At 43.7% G+C, this 14,985-nt stretch carries 16 protein-coding genes; 7 read left to right on the forward strand and 9 right to left on the reverse strand.

Going from position 1 to position 14,985, the window contains the following annotated elements; all coding sequences use genetic code 11:
* Positions 1–124 precede the first annotated feature (124 nt).
* The 6 genes from ACP26M_RS24225 to ACP26M_RS24250 form a co-directional block, all read right to left on the reverse strand.
* Positions 125–442 (reverse strand): 2Fe-2S iron-sulfur cluster-binding protein, encoded by a 318-nt coding sequence (locus ACP26M_RS24225; protein WP_091167599.1) that lies wholly within the window; start codon positions 440–442, stop codon positions 125–127.
* A gap of 2 nt (positions 443–444) precedes the next feature.
* Positions 445–1,455, reverse strand: coding sequence for an NAD(P)/FAD-dependent oxidoreductase (locus ACP26M_RS24230; protein ID WP_426583968.1), 1,011 nt, complete (start codon positions 1,453–1,455; stop codon positions 445–447).
* A 77-nt stretch (positions 1,456–1,532) separates the two neighbouring features.
* Complete coding sequence (locus ACP26M_RS24235) at positions 1,533–2,432, reverse strand: LysR substrate-binding domain-containing protein (protein WP_426583970.1); 900 nt, start codon at positions 2,430–2,432, stop codon at positions 1,533–1,535.
* Between the two features lie 150 nt (positions 2,433–2,582).
* Positions 2,583–3,122, reverse strand: coding sequence for a DUF4199 domain-containing protein (locus tag ACP26M_RS24240; RefSeq protein ID WP_426583972.1), 540 nt, complete (start codon positions 3,120–3,122; stop codon positions 2,583–2,585).
* Between the two features lie 110 nt (positions 3,123–3,232).
* Complete coding sequence (locus ACP26M_RS24245; protein WP_426583974.1) at positions 3,233–3,700, reverse strand: response regulator transcription factor; 468 nt, start codon at positions 3,698–3,700, stop codon at positions 3,233–3,235.
* 143 nt (positions 3,701–3,843) lie between these two features.
* Positions 3,844–4,212, reverse strand: coding sequence for a hypothetical protein (locus ACP26M_RS24250; RefSeq protein ID WP_426583976.1), 369 nt, complete (start codon positions 4,210–4,212; stop codon positions 3,844–3,846).
* A gap of 162 nt (positions 4,213–4,374) precedes the next feature.
* Between ACP26M_RS24250 and ACP26M_RS24255 the strand changes: the two genes are divergently transcribed.
* The 3 genes from ACP26M_RS24255 to ACP26M_RS24265 all read left to right on the forward strand — a co-directional run bounded on the left by ACP26M_RS24255 (position 4,375) and on the right by ACP26M_RS24265 (position 8,722).
* Positions 4,375–6,318, forward strand: a complete 1,944-nt coding sequence (locus tag ACP26M_RS24255) for a DUF1800 domain-containing protein (protein WP_426583978.1) — start codon at positions 4,375–4,377, stop codon at positions 6,316–6,318.
* A gap of 18 nt (positions 6,319–6,336) precedes the next feature.
* Positions 6,337–7,608, forward strand: coding sequence for a DUF1501 domain-containing protein (locus tag ACP26M_RS24260; RefSeq protein ID WP_426583980.1), 1,272 nt, complete (start codon positions 6,337–6,339; stop codon positions 7,606–7,608).
* 613 nt (positions 7,609–8,221) lie between these two features.
* A complete protein-coding gene (locus tag ACP26M_RS24265) occupies positions 8,222–8,722 on the forward strand; it encodes an RICIN domain-containing protein (RefSeq protein ID WP_426583982.1) in 501 nt (166 codons plus the stop codon).
* Between the two features lie 89 nt (positions 8,723–8,811).
* Here ACP26M_RS24265 and ACP26M_RS24270 read toward each other — a convergent pair whose 3' ends face one another.
* On the reverse strand, positions 8,812–9,417 hold the full coding sequence (locus ACP26M_RS24270; RefSeq protein ID WP_426583984.1) for a YceI family protein: 606 nt from the start codon (positions 9,415–9,417) through the stop codon (positions 8,812–8,814).
* Positions 9,418–9,540: 123 nt separating this feature from the next.
* Here ACP26M_RS24270 and ACP26M_RS24275 point away from each other — a divergent pair, with 123 nt between their 5' ends.
* The 4 genes from ACP26M_RS24275 to ACP26M_RS24290 all read left to right on the forward strand — a co-directional run bounded on the left by ACP26M_RS24275 (position 9,541) and on the right by ACP26M_RS24290 (position 13,258).
* Complete coding sequence (locus ACP26M_RS24275; protein ID WP_426583986.1) at positions 9,541–10,416, forward strand: winged helix-turn-helix domain-containing protein; 876 nt, start codon at positions 9,541–9,543, stop codon at positions 10,414–10,416.
* A gap of 320 nt (positions 10,417–10,736) precedes the next feature.
* The gene (locus tag ACP26M_RS24280; RefSeq protein ID WP_090531330.1) at positions 10,737–11,558 is read left to right on the forward strand and encodes an alpha/beta fold hydrolase; all 822 of its coding nucleotides are present in this window, start codon (positions 10,737–10,739) and stop codon (positions 11,556–11,558) included.
* 140 nt (positions 11,559–11,698) lie between these two features.
* Positions 11,699–12,277 carry a Crp/Fnr family transcriptional regulator gene (locus tag ACP26M_RS24285; RefSeq protein WP_426583988.1) on the forward strand — a complete coding sequence of 193 codons (579 nt, stop codon included), beginning with the start codon at positions 11,699–11,701 and terminating at the stop codon, positions 12,275–12,277.
* A gap of 75 nt (positions 12,278–12,352) precedes the next feature.
* A complete protein-coding gene (locus ACP26M_RS24290) occupies positions 12,353–13,258 on the forward strand; it encodes an SDR family oxidoreductase (RefSeq protein WP_426583990.1) in 906 nt (301 codons plus the stop codon).
* Positions 13,259–13,658: 400 nt separating this feature from the next.
* Here ACP26M_RS24290 and ACP26M_RS24295 read toward each other — a convergent pair whose 3' ends face one another.
* Together ACP26M_RS24295 and ACP26M_RS24300 are read right to left on the reverse strand one after the other, a co-directional pair.
* Complete coding sequence (locus ACP26M_RS24295; RefSeq protein WP_426583992.1) at positions 13,659–14,165, reverse strand: hypothetical protein; 507 nt, start codon at positions 14,163–14,165, stop codon at positions 13,659–13,661.
* A complete protein-coding gene (locus tag ACP26M_RS24300) occupies positions 14,162–14,743 on the reverse strand; it encodes an RNA polymerase sigma factor (RefSeq protein WP_426583994.1) in 582 nt (193 codons plus the stop codon). The genes ACP26M_RS24295 and ACP26M_RS24300 overlap by 4 nt, the downstream gene beginning before the upstream one ends.
* Between the last annotated feature and the right edge of the window lie 242 nt (positions 14,744–14,985).

Consider the following 14,985-nt stretch of genomic DNA (forward strand, 5'->3'; position numbering starts at 1 on the left):
CCGTTTTATGTTTTACTCAGAAGTTTTTAAAACGGCTTGATAAAATGAAATAATAAAATTTTTAGGGAATAAGCACGCAAATTTTTTTGATCCGGCTTAAGACTTAGAACTTAAGACTTCCGGCTTACTCCTCTCCCACCAGCTTAAATACCATCCCATCCATATCTTCAGAGATCCTGATCTGGCAAGCCAACCGACTTGCAGGCGGAGCGTAGGGGAGCGTATCCAATACGTCGAGCTCGGTATCCGTAGCAGTAAAATACTCTTCGGGCCCTTCTATCACCTGTACGTGACAGGTGGCACAAAGCGCCATACCACCGCAGGTGGCCAGTATATCGTACTCAGATGCCTTCAGTACTTCCATCAGGCTCAGGTTTATGCCTTCCGGAATTTCAACGGCCCTACTGCCTCCGTCGCGGTCAATTATGGTTAAATTTATCATGGCTAAAATGCGCTTACACCGTAAACGGTGGTGTATTTAAAACTCAGTTTTTGCTCGGGGTAAACATATTTGAAAGCACTTTGGGCCATTAACGCACTTTCATGAAAACCGCAGAGTATCAGCTTAAGCTTACCCGGGTAGGTATTGATATCGCCAATGGCATAAATGCGTTCGATATTGGTGCTGTAATCAACTGTATTTACCGCGATGGCCGATCTGTCGATATTCAACCCCCAGTCGGCAATCGGGCCAAGCTTAGGGCTAAGGCCAAATAAAGGAATGAGGTGATCGGCTTCAATATGGCTTACCTGCTGGTCCCGGTCAAGCAGGGTGATCTCCTGCAGGCGGTCATCGCCGGTTAAGGCAACTACGTTTGATTTAAGGATCAGGTCGATCTTGCCTTCCCTGGCCAGCTCAAATACTTTTTCGGCACTATCGGGCGCTCCGCGAAAAGTATCTCCCCGATGGACCAGGGTAACCCGCTCGGCTACATTGCTTAGAAAAACAGCCCAGTCCAGGGCGGAATCGCCGCCACCTGCAAGCACCACTTTTTTATCCCGGAAATGTTCGGGGTTCTTCACCATGTAGGCTACGCCTTTTCCCTCAAAATCCGTAAGACGGTCAATTTCTGGTTTGCGGGGTTCAAAACAGCCAAGGCCGCCGGCAATTACTACTACCTGGCAATGAACGATTGTGCCGTCGTTAGTAATGATGTCATAGGAACCGTCATTATTGCGTTGCAGGTTTTCTACCCGCTCGCCCAAACTAAAGGTGGGGTGAAACGGGGCTATCTGCAGCATCAAATTATCCACCAGTTGCTGTGCGGTAACATCAGGATAACCGGGAATATCATAAATAGGTTTATGCGGATAGATTTCGGAAAGCTGGCCGCCAACCTGTGGCAGCACATCAATAAGGTGGCAGCGCATTTTTAGCAGCCCGGCTTCAAAAACAGCAAATAAACCAACAGGTCCCGCGCCTATAATGCAGATATCGGTAGTAATTTTTTCCATGTATGATCGCCTTTGATTCAGCAATCAAATTTGCCGCTAAACTAACTGGCAATCAAATGATATAAAGTAATATGCGATTACTTTAAGTTATAATTAGCAAGGCAAAAACGTTTGAAAAGCTCAATCAATTTACTGTGTTTGCCATGCAATTGAATGAACTGAAAAGTGCGGAAAATCTCTAATCCTTTAACATCAATAATGGTGAGCTCGTTGTATTTTAATTCGCTTACTACTGATTGAATGGAAAGAAATGTCGCTGTTTCTGAGTATAAAAGGTATTGTTTTATGGCGATACTGCTCTCCAGTTGGATCTCGATGTTTAGGTCTTTAGGGTTGATTTGCACGGCGGCCAGGGCATTGAAGATAACATCCAGGGTGCCCGATCCGGCTTCCCTTAAAACCAGCGGAATGGCGGGTAATTGTTTAGGAGTGATCTCGGTTTTTTTGGATAACTTATTGTTAGCACTGGTTACCAGTACAATTTCGTCTTTAGTAAAATCGGTGTAGGATAATTGCGGCGAATGGGCAGCCCCTTCTACAATGGCAATATCTATTTTTTCGGCTAACACCAGCTGGGAGATCTGATCGGTATTGGCCTGGATAAAATTGAAAGTAACCTTGGGATATGTTTTTTTAAACATGGCCAGCAGCTTGGGCAAAATAGTTTGCGCCACGGTGGTACTGGCCCCTATGTGCAGTGTACCGGCTTCCAGGTTGTTAAGCTGTGCCAGTTCAGTTTCCAGGTCGGTGTAGGTTTGAAAAATTTTCTCGGCGTATTTTTCAAGGATCTTGCCGGCAGCGGTAAGGGAAATATTATTGCCGTTTCGTTTAAACAACTGTACACTGAGTTGCTGCTCCAGTTCCTTGATATGTTTGGTGACCGCCGGCTGGGTGATAAATAACTCGGATGCAGCTTTGGTAAAGCTTAACCGTTGTGCAACCGTATAAAAAACCTTCAGCCTGAAATCAAATATCATTGAGCCAATTTAGGAATAAATACTTTTTATTCAGCATGTCACTACGAGCGAAGCGTGGCAACCGCATACTATACAGTGCGAATATGCATTGGCTGTGAGATTGCCACGCTTCGCTTACAGCAATGCGATAATTTATGTCAATGTATCTATTTAATTCGTAGCCAATTGTGGGCTGGCATCCTTGCGTTTCAGGATCAAAGCTGCTATCAGCGCAATCACCAGGCCAACGGGCAGTATCTCCATATAAGTAAGCACGATTACGCCGAAGGGGCTTTTGTACATATTAACATAACCGGCCATGCTTGCTTCCTGTTGCTTAAGTTCGGTAGCCGTAGCACCATTGGCTTTGGCTTCCCTTAAAACATGGGCGACGTATTTGGTCATAAAATCGGGGTAAAAGTTATAGAACTCTATTAACCACACAATCACATAAACTGTTGAGGTGATCAACACAATGTAAAGACCGATCATAAAAGCTTTGCCGAAACTAATTATACCTTCGTTGTATTTATCACGGTAATTTTTGATGGCTGCAAATATCAGCGAAAACGCCAGCAACATGGAGCCATAGCCCACCCACATGTTGCCCTGAAAGTTGGGGTTGTTATAGCAAAGGGCTCCCGAAACTCCCCCGGTAGCAGCAATGATCAGGCTGGAGATTGATCCAAAAACAAATACATTCTTTTTCATATCGTTTATATTTTGATAGAGCAAATTTGGCTTGTCAGAAACTTTTCGGGCTCATACTTTAGGGTGATTTTGGAAAATATGCTGCCATTAGTACTAAAGTATGAAGCGGGTTAAGGAATAATGCTGAGCCGCTTCCCCATTTCCACGGCCTGGGTGCGGCGTTTAACCTCCATTTTTTCAAACACCTTTGCAGAATGTGTTTTGATGGTATTCAACGATACAAATAAACGCTCTGAAATTTCCTGGTTACTTAATCCTTCGGCCATTAATTGCAAAACATCAAGCTCGCGCTTGCTGAGGCCAAGCTTTTCCACCTCTGTCTGGTTAATGATAAATTCAGGTCCGTTATTTACATAAACCTGTTTTTCAACAACTACTGTTTTGGGTTTGGTAAGTTTAAGCGCCAGCCAAATTCCTAATACGGTAAAAAATACTGCTATGGCACCCATGTAAACTTCATAGGCATTATCAACAATGATCAGTTTAAGTTCAAGCCATTTCAGCAAAAACAATAGCAGCGCGAGTGCTACCGCGTACAGTATGGTATGTTTGTTTTTTGCCAATAAATTTGAAGCCATGTTATGATCACCGATTGATCTTAAAATTAGGATTATTTAAGAAAGCAGAAAAGCACACAAAACAAAAAAGCGGAAAAACATCCCGCTCTTAAATTTATAATCTGTCAAGGGCAATCCCTTAATCCTGAAAGCCCTGGCTTCGTTTATTCATCAGCTTTAGCCGCGTCCTTCTTAGCTTTTTTATCGGCTTTTAATTTTGCATAGGCTTTTTGTTGTTCGGGAGTGAAAATCTTGTTTAAGCCGGCGGCAGTACGTTGTTTAATCTTTTGATCGGCCAGGTGGCTGGTCTTTTTATCCTGTTTCAGTTTTTTCAGGCTATCGATACTTGTTGCCTGGGCAAGCAGGATAACGTTCACTTTTTTAGCCTGGTCGGCGGTAAGTTTTAAGTTTTTTTGCAGGTGTTCGGTTTTGTTGGCCGCTTTTTGAGCAGGCGTTTTTTCAACCTTTTGTTGTGCATTGGCTGCGAAATTTAGTCCGCAGGCAAGGGCGAGCAGCATCAGTAGTTTTTTCATATTTTTTATTTTTGCAGATAATTAATTTATTGACAATATAGATGAGTTTTAGTTTAAATAGATATGCATATAAGTTTCTTTGACAATTAAATTAAACCAAAGGGCTTTTTCATGGTCATACTAATGCAAAAGTTAAATTTTTAATTTAATAACCCGGATACTATGAAAAAGGCTGTTAAGTACTGGTGTGGCTTTGTTGTGTTGTTGTGTTTGTTTACCGTATTTACTGCCTTTTTGCCGGGCTATCCTATTGCAAGTTTAAAATTTCCCTATAAACAGGCGGGTTTAACGCCCGAACAGGCCGCGGCTCATTTACTGAGCCGTTTTACTTATGGGGCAACCCCGGGCGAAGTAGAAGAAGTATCCAAAATCGGCCCTGAAAAGTGGTTTGCCCAACAGTTGGATGCCCAACTTCCGGATGATTCCCTTAATCAACTCTTAAATAAATATGATGCCTTAAAACTGAGCAATACAGAAGTTGTTGCCCAATACCCCAAAGGCGCGCAGGTTTTGCGAATGGCTGTAAGGGATGGTATAGTTAACAAAGATTCGGTAAAAACAGATCGCAAAGCTTATCGCGATCAGTTGCAAAACTACATGCAGCAAAATGGATTAAAGCCCGAGCAGGAGCTGTTACGCCAATTTATCAACCAAAAAATATTAAGAGCTGCTTACAGCAATAATCAATTACAGGAAGTAATGACCAGTTTCTGGTTCAATCATTTCAATGTATCTATAGTAAAAAACGACTGTTCGCAATATATCCCCGCTTATGAGCGCGATGTGATCCGCCCTAATGCCCTTGGCAAATTTAATGATTTGTTATTGGCCACTGCCAAATCGCCGGCCATGCTATATTACCTGGATAATTTTAGCAGCTCGGGGAATAAGGACAATATGGAGCAAAGTAACAGGCCGATCCGCCGCCGGCTGATGCAGCAAATGAAGGGTGCGGATACAGGTCGTTTTGCCAATATGCCCAAACTAAACAAAGCAAAAAAAGCACAGGGGCTTAATGAAAATTACGCCCGCGAGGTAATGGAACTGCATACCCTTGGCGTTGACGGCGGCTATACCCAGCAGGATGTTACCCAGGCGGCTAAAGTACTTACCGGCTGGTCGGTTTATCCAATGGGCACTTACGGGCAGGCAGGCCAAAAACTCGTGAACCGTATTGGGGATGAAAAACTGCAAAGCCGCGGTTTTGTGCATGAGGGCGATTTTATATTTAACCCTAACAAGCATGATAATGGCGAAAAGACGGTATTGGGCCATCATTTTGCTGCCGGGGGCGGGTACGAGGAGGGCGTGCAACTGCTTAATATGCTGGCACGTCAACAAGCTACGGCGAAATTTATAGCAAAGAAAATAGCTGTGCGCTTTGTGAGCGATAACCCGCCGCAGAGCCTTATTGATAAAATGGCCCGTACCTTTATGAATAAGGATGGTGATATTAAACAGGTATTGATCACCATGGTTGACGCGCCTGAATTTTGGAGCGCGGCAGCCGTAAGGGAAAAAACAAAATCACCTTTTGAGCTGGCCATCGGCTCGGTGCGTTCATTGCATGCCGATATTACCCAACCTTACCAGCTATTTAACTGGATCAATAAAATGGGCGAAAAAATGTACTATTACCAGGCCCCAACCGGCTTCCCTGATAAAGGCCAATACTGGATCAATACCGGCGCGCTGCTTAACCGCATGAACTTTGGTTTGGCGCTGGCATCGGGCCGGATCCCCGGCGTAAAGGTTGACCTTGTTGCACTCAATAACCATCACGAACCCGAAAGCGCACAGGCCGCACTTATCACCTATAGTAAAATCATTATGCCCGGCCGTAAGCTTGATGAAACCATCAAACGGCTTACCCCCATGCTTAACGATCCCAAACTTATGGAAAAGGTTGGCGAAGCCAGCGCTAAAACTCCTGCAGCAACCGCGGTACCGACGGCTGCCAATGATGAAATGATGGATCAGCAGGCGGGTTTAAAGGGCAAACGGAAAAATAATTTTATAGCGATGCAAAGCACCTCCGGCAATAATTCTATGCTGGCGCAGGTGGTTGGCGTTATCATTGGTTCACCCGAATATCAAAGGCGTTAATTGCAGGAGGATTTAAAAATGGTATCAAGAAGAGGCTTTTTAAAATCGGGCGGACTGGCCCTTTTAGGTGTAGGGTTACTGGGCGGCATACCCGGTTTTTTAGCTGAGGCAGCCGCAAGCGAAAAAATCTTATCGCCCTATAAAAAGAAAAAAACGCTGGTATGTATCTTTCAGCGGGGGGCTATGGATGGCCTGATGGCTGTTACCCCGTTTACAGATGATTATATGAAAGTTGCCCGGCCAAACCTGTTCATGTCGGCTGCCAAAAGTGGTACAAATAATCCGCTGATAGACCTGGACGGGCGTTTTGGTTTGCACCCTGCCATGAAGGCCTTTGAGCCCATGTTTCGCGAAAAACGTTTGGGCATTGTTCACGGCATAGGCTCGCCTAATAATACCCGCTCGCATTTTGATGCGCAGGATTATATGGAATCGGGCACTCCATTCAATAAAGGTACCTCAAGCGGCTGGCTTAACCGGGCTGTAGGTTTGCTTGGGCATGACGCGCTTACCCCGTTTACAGCCGTGAGCATGACATCGGCCACGCCACGTTCTTTTTATGGCGACAACCCCTCGGTGGCCATCAGCAATTTGCAGGATTTTGCCATTCAAATGCGGGGCAACCCCGCCGGAGCCAATATCGCGGCAAGAAGTTTTGAAGATCTGTATGATCAAACCGCATCCGGCTTACTGAAACAAACCGGAAAGGAAAGTTTTGAGGCGATGAAAATGCTGCAGAAAACCGATGTTAAAAATTATACACCGGCCAATGGTGCTGTTTACCCCAGCTCGGCATTGGGCAATTCGCTGAAACAAATAGCCCAACTCATTAAAATGGATGTGGGACTGGAAGTTGCCTTTGCCGAATCAAACGGTTGGGATACCCACTTTAACCAGGGAACCGAAAACGGCATCTTCGCCCGGAACGTTGCCGACCTAAGCAACAGCATAATGGCCCTGTGGACCGACCTGGGCACCTACCAGGACGATGTTACCATAATGACCATGACCGAGTTTGGCCGTACCGTGCATCAAAACGGGACTGGTGGTACCGATCATGGTCGTGCTTCATGTAACTTTATTTTAGGTAATGATGTAAGCGGCGGGTTAGTGTATGGCGATGTAAAGCCGCTCGCTGTTGACAACCTTGAAGATGGCCGCGACCTTGCGGTAACTACCGATTTCAGGAGCGTGTTCAGCTCAGTAGCGGATAAGCATCTTGCGATAAATAATGATCATATACTGTTTCCCGACTGGAAAGGGGATAGGGTGAATGTAATGAAGGGATAAAAGCAGGCTGCCGCGGTTTTAGCGATAGCATAACCCGTGATTGGATATCCCCGAAGTTTCTAACTTCAGCTCATTCACTGGCCCAAGTTGTGCGATAACGTAAATCGGCCTAAAACCGGGCAAAGCATTTTGCCTGTGAAAGCAACAACTTTTAGCCATTAAAAATGGTGGCGCCGTTTTGTCAGTACTTTTTTCCAAAACCTTTCAGGTTTATTTTTGCTCAAAAAACATCAAAAAATCGGTGGTATAAAAGCCTTCGAAAAAGCACTGTTGAAACATTAACTTTATATTCTCTAAAGTTTTAATCATTGATTGTCAATTATTTGGCCATGTTTCACTAAAAATGTTAAAAAATTGATTATCAGCACTTATGGTGTTTTGATACGTTTCGTGTTTCACTCTTGAAATTTGGAACATGATGTTGTTTTTGAAAAAGGGGCCTGGTAATTTTTTAATTTTTTATGGGGAATTAAAATTTTGGGACACCACGTTTGTTACAATCGATTCGTATGCAACACCTCAACCGCTTTGATACATATCGACTAAAAACTGAATCAATTTTGATAACAGCTGTTTATAGTTTGTATCTAAATTTGTTTAAATCGATACGCCCATGAAAAAATTTGCCTGGCTATTATGCTTCCTGTTACCCGGCCTCGCGGTTTCGGCCCAACAAATTAAGGGGAGCTATGCTATAAAAAATGAGCAAACCGGGATGCTATTACGGGTTAAAGACGCACATTCAGAAAATGGTACCCCCCTGGTTGCTTACTATCCTGAAAACTGGAAATGCGTGACCTGGAATTTTAAACATGTTGCAGGGAATACCTATCAGCTTCAGAATTTGCTTACCAATAAAACATTTCAGCCTAAGGGCGATGCTGATGTAAACGTAGCTTTAGAGGAACAACCGCTTAATGCGAACAGCGCCAATCAGCAATATGAGTTTGAGGCGATAGACAATGATACTTTCATGATTAAACTGAAAGGGACAGACTTATACATTACGCCATCTGATAAAAAGGGCGTAGTTAACTCACAGATAGTTTTAGCTAAAAAGACGAACACAAAAGATCAGTATTGGAATATTTACGAACAATCGCCTACCATGTGATTCACTATCTGAAGATGCTGTGCTAACCAGTAATATTACAACAAGGCTTGAAATAGGATTCTGCAACTGTACCCGGCTGCAAAAGGGCGTTAATCGGCCGTAAATATAAGATTCAGCGAAACTGCTATCTCGTCGGTAACAACTGTGTTTTTTACAGCCGAAAAGAAATCCCATGCTTCCCGCTTAGGCTGCATATCGATTTTCCACTTGATGCGGTCAATTGTGGTATTTGCCTTAGCGCTGATGATATCGTTCTTTTTAATGATAGCTGCCATAAATTCAATGGGGTTGCTGATCCCTTTTATGGTAAGGATGCCGGTCACTTTAAAGTTGATTGACTGGCCAACGCGCGTAATTTCTTTAACAACCATGGTTGCTTCCGGGTACCGGTCTACTGAAAAAAAGCCCTCTTTTTTCAATTCTTCATCTACCTTTTTATTCCCGGCAGCATCGGCATGATCGGTACTGTGTATGGTATTCATATTCAGGCTAAAGGTGCCGTTTTTTGGTTCGCCGGCAACCGTATACTCCAGGCTGCCCGATTTAAAAAGCAGATAGCCGTAATGGCCGCCCATGGTTTTGCGGGTATCCCATAAAACTTTACTTTTTTTAATATCTAAATGGTAGGTTTGTTGCGCAGCGGCCGGGAGCAGGGCCATGGACAGCAACAGAATAATTGCGTATTTTCTTAACATAACATAAGTGATTTATTTGGCAAACCTACTCAGCTTCAGCGCGTTTGTTATTGCCGATATTGTAAATAAAATTGTAAACTTTGTAAATTAAATCTCAGGAATATGGCCGGTTCCAAACTACCAATGAATAAGACAACCAAACGCTTGCTGGGGCTTGGTTCCCTGCTGCTCATGACCCTTTTATGTGTTGCTTTCAGCTTTACCGGTAAGGATGACTTTGATATGGCCCGGCAGGAAATTCTACTCCGGAAAATTGGGCATGAAGTGCTATTATATTCGGGTGATAGTACATCTCGGGTGATGCCGGTACAAAAGGTTGCCGAAAATGAGTACCAGTTACGGTTTGAGAATGAATTTTCTTTTCAGCCCGATTCGCTCGAAAAAGCAATCAGCAGTGCGCTGGCAAAGGACAACCTGGCTAACGACTATATTGTGAGCGTTTTGAATTGTACAGGGAAGGATGTGATATTTGGCTATGCTATATTCAAAAATAAAAAAGATAACATAATGCCCTGCCTGGGGCGGAAACAACCTAAAAGCTGCTATGTGATCAACCTCAAATTCAAAAGCCAGGGATTGAATATGCCCTCAAAAGGCTATCTAATTGGCGGGATACCCCTACTGGCATTTATTGGGTTTGTAATTTCAATGACGGGTAAAGGCCGGAAAAATACAGTTGTAAACAGCCCTGTCCCGGATAATGGTTTTAAAATAGGTAATATTATATTTAACCCGGCCAGGCGGCAGCTGCAAAGTGCCGGAATAATTACCGAACTTACCGTAAAAGAAAATAAACTGCTGCTCATCTTTGCCCGGTCGCCAAATGAGATCATTGAAAGGAGCAGGCTTCAAAAAGAGATTTGGGAAGATGAGGGCGTAATTGTTGGCCGGAGCCTTGACATGTTCATATCAAAACTGCGAAAAAAAATGGAGCATGATCCGGCTATTAAACTGGTGAATATACACGGCAAGGGATATAAGCTGGAAATCAACGGGTAATTACTTTTGTAACTACAAGCTTCACTGCATATATGTAAAGATAAGTTACTGTCTAAATGCAATAACATGTTTTTTATAAATGATTTTTGGCGACGATAAACTTCATCAAACTTTCCGTCAAAAAAAACAGCCGATTTATCGCATCCAGGTAAATTTCGATACGATTTTGAAAGGCCCTCCCTTTATTCACTACTTTTGGATGCCGGCCAGCTTTACTTGTGGATATAATAAACATCCAAAGTAAAACCTAAAGGTGTTACATTTGCTAAAAACGCCCTGCATCTTCAGCGCTTTATTTATCACCATAATTGAAAAACAAAATGAGTAAAATTACAGTAAAAGACGGAACCGAAATTTATTACAAGGACTGGGGAACCGGGCAACCATTAGTTTTCCATCACGGCTGGCCTCTATCTGCCGACGACTGGGATGCCCAGATGTTCTTTTTCCTTGAGCAAGGTTATAGGGTGATTGCCCATGACCGCCGCGGCCATGGACGTTCAAGCCAAACCGCAACAGGCAATGAAATGGATACTTATGCAGCTGACGTTGCAGAGCTTGTTGAGGCGCTTGACCTGAAGGGTGCAATCCACATCGGTCACTCTACAGGTGGCGGAGAGGTCATCCACTACGCTGCGAAATATGGAAAAGGACGTATCGCCAAAGCTGTGCTGATCAGCGCGGTTCCTCCGGTTATGGTTCAAAGCGAAAGCAATCCTGATGGTGTTCCGATTGCAGTATTTGACGAGATACGCGAAAACACCGCAACCCAAAGGAACCAATTTTACCAGGACCTGACTATTCCGTTTTACGGCTATAATCGCGAAGGCGCTAAAGTTTCACAGGGTATCAGGGACAACTGGTGGCGCCAGGGTATGATGGGCGGTATAAAAGCACATTACGACTGTGTTAAAGCTTTTTCGGAAACAGATTTCACAGAAGATCTTAAAAGTGTAGATATTCCCGTACTTATTTTACACGGGGAAGATGACCAGATCGTTCCGTTTGCAAACTCGGCACTAAAGTCTATCAAACACCTGAAAAACGGCAAATTGATCTCCTATCCGGGTTTCCCGCATGGTATGCCTACTACCGAGGCTGCAACCATCAACAAAGATCTTTTAGCTTTTATTAAAGAATAATTTTTTCATCAATTACTGTATTGCATAAGGTCGCCTCTTTTGAGACGGCCTTTTTGTTTGTATTGACATACCAATGATCTATCCGAATCTCATTTTATACACATCTGAAAACTTGCTGTTGAAATGTTTATTATTTTTGGATGATGCATCCGGAATTTGAAACATATCTGCGAAGGAGCGACCTGGCTGAGGAGGCGGTCCGCAAGGTCAGTGATCTGGCAGTGGCAAGAAAATTGCGCCGTAATGAGCTCCTTTTTAGTGCGGGCGAAATTTGCCGGCACAAGGTATTTGTTGTAAGCGGGCTGTTGCACACCTTCAATATCTCGGCTGGGGGTAATCAGCATATTCTGCAATTTGCACCGGAAAACAGCTGGACGCTTGATGTTGAAAGTTATGACCGGCAGGTGCCCTCGCAAGTGAGCATAGGAGCAATAGAGCCCAGCACAATACTCTGCTGGCAAAAAAAAGATTTCGATATGTTACTGGCAGAGGTGCCGCAACTAAAAAAATTTGCCGAAGGCCTTATTGCCCGTAATATCCACTATAGCCGGAAGCGGATCCTGATTTCATTAAGCGCAACGCCCGAGGAAAAGTATGAGGATTTTATCCAAACCTTTCCGGACTACCTGGCTCGTTTGCCCTTGCGTATGATTGCCGCTTATTTGGGCATCTCCATAAAAACCCTTACCCGTATCCGTCACGCGCAGCTTCAGCGCTAATTGAAATTATGGTCAGTTGACCATCTTTAGCGGGATTTTATTGGAGATTTTTGGATCAAATAAAATCATTGACTTATGCGTGTATTTGTAACCGGAGCCTCAGGATTTGTAGGCTCAGCAATAGTAAAAGAACTTTTAGGGGCAGGCCATGAGGTACTTGGCCTTGTCCGTTCAGATAAAGGCGCTGAACAATTGGCATCAACCGGAGCCGAAGTATACCGTGGCGATATCAACGACCTGAAATTTATTCAGCAAGGCGCCGCCGCGTGCGATGCTGTAATCCATACGGCTTTTAATCATAATTTTTCACAGTTTAAGGCCAATTGTGAGGCCGACCGGAAGGTAATTGAAGCTCTGGGCGATGCACTGGCCGGAACAAGTAAACCTTTAGTTATTACCTCCGGAGTAGGGCTTTTGAACTATGGCCGGCTGGTTAACGAAGATGACGCGCCGCCTGCGGGATCAGATGTTATTCCACGCGTAGCTTCAGAAGAGGCCGCCGCGGCTGCCGCGGCAAAAGGTGTAAAAGTTTATACGGTGCGCCTGCCGCCGAGTGTGCATGGCGAGGGCGACCATGGTTTTGTACCGATGATCATTAATATGGCCCGGGAAAAAGGAGAATCGGCCTTTATAGCTGAAGGGAGCAATCGCTGGCCTGCCGTTCACCGTTCAGATGCCGCGGTTCTATATCGCCTGATCATAGAAAAGCAGCCTGAGCTTCGTGTGTTTCACGCCGTAGCTGAAGAAGGTATCGCATTTCGCGAAATTGCCGAAACAATAGGTCAGGGTCTGCATTTGCCTGTACTGAGCAAAACAGGTGATGAAGCGGCGGCACATTTTGGCTGGTTTTTACACTTTGCATCATTGGGCTGCCCTTCATCCAGCGAAAAAACACGCGCGGTTTTAGGTTGGCAGCCCCAAGCTACCGGTTTAATTGCTGATATCGGAGCCGCTGGTTATTTCAAGAATAACATTGATTAAACTTTTAGTTTGCTCAAAGCACAGAAGCCATCGTATACTTTTACGGCGGCTTCTGTGCGTTTATTTATTGGGTAAACAAATACTCTTATTATTCACCCCTAAGTTGATTGCTTAATCCTGGGTTTGAGGAATAGATTGCCTTTAAAAAATAAAAGCCTCCCAACCTTGCGTCGGGAGACTTTCAACCTAAACCTTATCACAATTAAACCGGTAAGTTTACCAGTTCGCACTTGTTATTACAATCCCTGTGCCAAAATTGGAAACTTTTTAAATTTTTTGTTAATGTATCCTTGTTGATACATTAACAAAAGGTTAAAAGGGAATTTACTTTACAAAAAGTGTGCAATTAAGTGTCAAAAAGACACCATGGGTTTTATTAGCATATAGAAAAGTGAACACTTTATGCCTCTTTTGCAGCTTTTTTTCTACGCAGGTAACTATCGGTTAAAAATAGCGCCAAAATTACATCAAACACGAAAAAACTTTTCATCAAAGCGTTATTAAAAATGGTATTAGCTGCAGGCAATTTTAAATTTGCAGGTAGTTTAATGTTTACAACACTGAACGGATTTCCTGAAATTTGGACATTTGACAAGGTGATAGCCAGCAGTGCCAATATGCTTAGCACAAAAAAGGCCGCAATACCAAGTATAATCTTTTTATTTATTGTTGATTTTAAAGGTGCCAGTGCCCGGTCGGCCCTAATAGCCTCCATTACATTATAGGTAAAGGCCATTGATGGTTCATCAAGTTGCAGGCCGGCAAATTCCTGGTTTAGTACAAGCAGCTCTGTGTACTTTTGTTTGTACAGCTCATCGTCCTCAATAAGCCGGGCAATGGCTTCCTGCTCAGCCGGCGTGCAGGTACCATCAATATAGTTCCAAAGTTTTTCTTCGATGGTGTTCATATCAGTTCTTTCACCTCGTGTTTTAAATTGCGCTCCAGCTTTTCTTTCAAACGCTGGCGTGCCCTAAATAGTTTAACCTTAACGGTATTTGTTTCAATACCCATTGTTTGGGCAATTTCTTCTAACGATTGCTCCCCCTTATAAAACAGGGTAATAATAGTGGCATCATCGGGCAGTAATTGTTCAATTGCCTGGTTTAGGTAATATGACCGCGATTTGTTTTCTGCGTTATTGGTATCATATGCCGATTCATGGCTCTCAACCTGCACAAATGTACCTTCATCATCAATCGAATCGGTATCTACCCGCTTCTTTCTTAAAAATGTCATAGCTGTAGTATAAACTATACTATATAGCCAGGTACTAAATTTTGACTGCCCCTGGAACGAAGCCAGCGAGCGGTATGCTTTTATAAAACAATCCTGCGCAATTTCTTCAGCATCTTCCCGACCCTTTGCAAAACGCAGGGCCAACGTGAAAACAAAACGCTGGTGCCGCTTAACCAAATCTGCGTAGGCAAATTGATTACCCGCCAGGGTTTGCTCAATAAGTTCGATATCTGAAAGCTTGCTTTGCATTATATAACCTCTGTGACTACGCTTTTGCGGGCCAGGTTACACCTTTATGTAAATATAATTTATTTTGATGGTAATAGATATTGGTATCAGGGATTGTGTGTGGGGATTTGATTGCAGTGTAAAGCCCGCAGCGCGTATAAGGGTTGCGGGTAGGAAAGGGCCGTAGGCAACGCCATTGTCTGAACCCGAATTTTAAGAATTTACTTAGCATTCTGTTAATTCTTTAATTCAAAAAAATCGAG

Source organism: Mucilaginibacter sp. R-33 (assembly GCF_049949235.1).
GTDB lineage: Bacteria > Bacteroidota > Bacteroidia > Sphingobacteriales > Sphingobacteriaceae > Mucilaginibacter.

Excerpts from the sequence above, each read along its gene's own strand:
- ACP26M_RS24260 (WP_426583980.1), top strand. The coding sequence starts at position 6,337 with ATGGTATCAAGAAGAGGCTTTTTAAAATCGGGCGGACTGGCCCTTTTA.
- ACP26M_RS24280 (WP_090531330.1), top strand. The coding sequence starts at position 10,737 with ATGAGTAAAATTACAGTAAAAGACGGAACCGAAATTTATTACAAGGAC.
- ACP26M_RS24265 (WP_426583982.1), top strand. The coding sequence starts at position 8,222 with ATGAAAAAATTTGCCTGGCTATTATGCTTCCTGTTACCCGGCCTCGCG.
- ACP26M_RS24240 (WP_426583972.1), bottom strand. The coding sequence starts at position 3,122 with ATGAAAAAGAATGTATTTGTTTTTGGATCAATCTCCAGCCTGATCATT.
- ACP26M_RS24225 (WP_091167599.1), bottom strand. The coding sequence starts at position 442 with ATGATAAATTTAACCATAATTGACCGCGACGGAGGCAGTAGGGCCGTT.
- ACP26M_RS24300 (WP_426583994.1), bottom strand. The coding sequence starts at position 14,743 with ATGCAAAGCAAGCTTTCAGATATCGAACTTATTGAGCAAACCCTGGCG.
- ACP26M_RS24230 (WP_426583968.1), bottom strand. The coding sequence starts at position 1,455 with ATGGAAAAAATTACTACCGATATCTGCATTATAGGCGCGGGACCTGTT.
- ACP26M_RS24290 (WP_426583990.1), top strand. The coding sequence starts at position 12,353 with ATGCGTGTATTTGTAACCGGAGCCTCAGGATTTGTAGGCTCAGCAATA.
- ACP26M_RS24295 (WP_426583992.1), bottom strand. The coding sequence starts at position 14,165 with ATGAACACCATCGAAGAAAAACTTTGGAACTATATTGATGGTACCTGC.
- ACP26M_RS24255 (WP_426583978.1), top strand. The coding sequence starts at position 4,375 with ATGAAAAAGGCTGTTAAGTACTGGTGTGGCTTTGTTGTGTTGTTGTGT.
- ACP26M_RS24275 (WP_426583986.1), top strand. The coding sequence starts at position 9,541 with ATGAATAAGACAACCAAACGCTTGCTGGGGCTTGGTTCCCTGCTGCTC.
- ACP26M_RS24270 (WP_426583984.1), bottom strand. The coding sequence starts at position 9,417 with ATGTTAAGAAAATACGCAATTATTCTGTTGCTGTCCATGGCCCTGCTC.
- ACP26M_RS24245 (WP_426583974.1), bottom strand. The coding sequence starts at position 3,700 with ATGGCTTCAAATTTATTGGCAAAAAACAAACATACCATACTGTACGCG.
- ACP26M_RS24285 (WP_426583988.1), top strand. The coding sequence starts at position 11,699 with ATGATGCATCCGGAATTTGAAACATATCTGCGAAGGAGCGACCTGGCT.
- ACP26M_RS24250 (WP_426583976.1), bottom strand. The coding sequence starts at position 4,212 with ATGAAAAAACTACTGATGCTGCTCGCCCTTGCCTGCGGACTAAATTTC.
- ACP26M_RS24235 (WP_426583970.1), bottom strand. The coding sequence starts at position 2,432 with ATGATATTTGATTTCAGGCTGAAGGTTTTTTATACGGTTGCACAACGG.